The organism is Methylobacterium sp. WL116 (assembly GCF_008039455.1).
In the GTDB taxonomy this organism is placed as follows: domain Bacteria; phylum Pseudomonadota; class Alphaproteobacteria; order Rhizobiales; family Beijerinckiaceae; genus Methylobacterium.
In genome coordinates this window covers 1-2,389 of the sequence record NZ_VRUV01000628.1, presented here as the reverse complement: position 1 = coordinate 2,389, position 2,389 = coordinate 1, and the positions used below count along the sequence as shown (strand labels likewise).

4 protein-coding genes are annotated in these 2,389 nt (G+C 71.4%); 3 read left to right on the top strand and 1 reads right to left on the bottom strand.

What is annotated here, in order from left to right; genetic code table 11:
• The 3 genes from FV223_RS25500 to FV223_RS25490 all read left to right on the top strand — a co-directional run.
• Positions 1 to 565, top strand: a 565-nt coding sequence (locus FV223_RS25500; RefSeq protein WP_147729561.1) for a DUF429 domain-containing protein, incomplete at its 5' end; no start/stop codon positions are given.
• A gap of 11 nt (positions 566 to 576) precedes the next feature.
• Positions 577 to 1,101, top strand: a complete 525-nt coding sequence (locus tag FV223_RS25495; RefSeq protein ID WP_147729560.1) for an NUDIX domain-containing protein — start codon at positions 577 to 579, stop codon at positions 1,099 to 1,101.
• Positions 1,102 to 1,165: 64 nt separating this feature from the next.
• Positions 1,166 to 1,831 (top strand): carbonic anhydrase, encoded by a 666-nt coding sequence (locus FV223_RS25490; RefSeq protein ID WP_147729559.1) that lies wholly within the window; start codon positions 1,166 to 1,168, stop codon positions 1,829 to 1,831.
• Between the two features lie 183 nt (positions 1,832 to 2,014).
• Here the strand turns inward: FV223_RS25490 and FV223_RS25485 are convergent.
• A partial coding sequence (locus FV223_RS25485; protein WP_147729558.1) for a DUF4142 domain-containing protein occupies positions 2,015 to 2,389 on the bottom strand: 375 nt, incomplete at its 5' end.

Sequence of the window (2,389 nt, the reverse complement as noted above, 5' to 3'; positions counted from 1 at the left end):
CGCCTATCTCGGCGCCGGCCGGTCGAGCGTGTTCCCGGTGCCGCCGCGCGCGGCGATCTTCGCCGACGACTACGAGACCGCCAAGGCGCTGTCGCGCGCGGGCAGCGCGCCGCCCTTCGCGCCCTCGATCCAGTGCTTCAACATCTTCCGCTACATCCGCGCGGTGGACGCCCTGCTGCGCGAGCGGCCGGCGCTGACGGCGCGCCTGCACGAGGTCCACCCCGAGATCGCCTTCCGCCGCCTCAACGGCGACCGGGCGCTGGCGGCGGCCAAGAAGGGGCCGCAGCGGCAGGCCGGGCTGAACCTGCGCCGGGCGCTCCTCGTCGCCGCCGGGCTGCCGGAGGCGCTGGTTCACGGCGCACGGCCGCGCGGCGTCGGTGCCGACGACCACCTCGACGCGATGGCCGGCCTCGTCGTCGCCCGCGACATCCTCCTCGGCCGCGCGAGCCCGCTGCCGGACCTGCCCGAGCGCGACGCCCACGGCCTGCCGGCGGTGATCTGGATGCCGGCGCCGCTTCAGGGGGGCGACCGGCCCGAATCCCGCGAGCCAGGCAAAGTCTGCTAACGACCTGGGCCATGAGCGAACAGACCCGAGACCCGAACCCCGCCATCCGCCACGTCGCCCGCGCGCTGGTGTTCGATCCCGCCGACCGGCTGCTGCTGATCGAGTACGAATCGGTGCACGCGCATGCGCCGGACGGCACGCCGCTGCGGTTCTGGTTCATGCCGGGCGGCGGGCTGGAGCCCGGCGAGGACCACGTCACGGCCTGCCGCCGGGAATTGTCGGAGGAGATCGGCCGGGCCGACTGCGCGATCGGCCCGCAGGTCGCGGCCTGCGACGGCCCGTTCCACCTGTTCCGGCAGTCGCGCGATGCACGCGAGCGCTATTTCCTGGTGCGTCTGCCCGACAACCGGATCGACACCAGCCGCCTGATGGAGACCGAGGACAACCCGCTGCACGGCACGCGCTGGTGGACGGTGGCCGAGCTGCTCGCCACCGAGGCGCGGATCGAGCCCGCCGGCCTCGGTCAGCTCGCCGAGCGCCTCGTCGCCGGACACGTTCCAGACGCCCCGATCATCCTGACCTGGCAGCAAACTTGAGCGTGGAACAGGGGGCTCAGGCCACTCGTTCCGTGACGGAATTTCTCGATTGTCAGGAGGACTCATGTTTCCGACCGCGCTCACCGACGGCTACCGTTCCTTCCTTTCCGGCCGCTTTCCGACGGAGCGGAAGCGCTTCGCCGAGCTGGCGACCGCCCAGGAGCCCGAGACGCTGGTGATCAGCTGCTGCGACAGCCGGGTCGCGCCGGAAGCGATCTTCGACGTCGGCCCGGGCGAGCTGTTCGTGATCCGCAACGTGGCCGCCATCGTGCCGATCTACGAGACCGGCGGCGACTATCACGGCACCTCGGCGGCGATCGAGTTCGCGGTGCAGGGCCTCGAGGTCAAGAACATCGTCGTGCTCGGCCACGCCAGCTGCGGCGGCATCAAGGCCTACGCCAACAAGGCCAAGCCGCTCTCGAAGGGCAACTTCATCGGCAAGTGGGTCTCCCTCGTCGAGCCCGCCGAGGCGAAGGCCGGCGATTCGAGAGCGCCCGAATACCTCACCCGCCTCGAGCACGCGATGGTCAGCCAGAGCCTCGAGAACCTGATGACCTTCCCGTTCATCAAGGAACGGGTCGAGGCCGGCACCCTGAAGCTGCACGGCGCGCATTTCGGCGTGGCCACGGGCGACCTGCTGGTCCGCAATCCCGAGACCGGGGACTTCGCGCAGGCGGTCGATCGGAGCGGCGAGCCGCTGCGCCCCTCCGCGATGATGAGCTGCAGCTGACGCGTCCGGCGAGGCGGGTGCTTTCCTTCGAGAGCACCCGCCTCGCCTTTCAATCCGAGATCAATCGGAACGGGAAGGCCAGGGCCGACGAAAGACCGGACCAACGAAAAGGGCGGCAGGCTTACGCCTGCCGCCCTGTCTCATGAGCCGCGCTCGGCGTCGGCGCCGAGCGGGATCGGACGATTACATCGCGTCGCGGGCGCCCGGCAGGCGCTGGGCCATGCCGTAATGGTGCTGCAGCACCGGCAGGGCCTGCTGCGCGTAGGTGCGAAGCGCCGGGTTCGGGCCGGACGAGGCGTAGGCCTCGGTCATGCCGATCGTCATCCGGTGCGCCTGGACCTGCTGACTCACGTAGAGGCGGTCGAAGCGCGGGCCCGACGGGGTGGCGGAGAGCTCCGCCAGCATCGCCTGCTGCTCGGGGCTGGGCTGAACCACCGTGGTGCCGGCCGTCTGATCGACGTCGGCGTTGCCGAGGCGGCTGCCCGCTGCGGCACCGCGCTGCGCGCCCGAGCCGAGACCTTCGAGGCCGCCGACCGGGCCGCCGTTCAGCGTCCCGCC

Bases quoted from the DNA above. Each gene is read 5' to 3' on its own strand.
- FV223_RS25495 (WP_147729560.1), top strand. From the start codon at position 577: ATGAGCGAACAGACCCGAGACCCGAACCCCGCCATCCGCCACGTCGCC.
- FV223_RS25490 (WP_147729559.1), top strand. From the start codon at position 1,166: ATGTTTCCGACCGCGCTCACCGACGGCTACCGTTCCTTCCTTTCCGGC.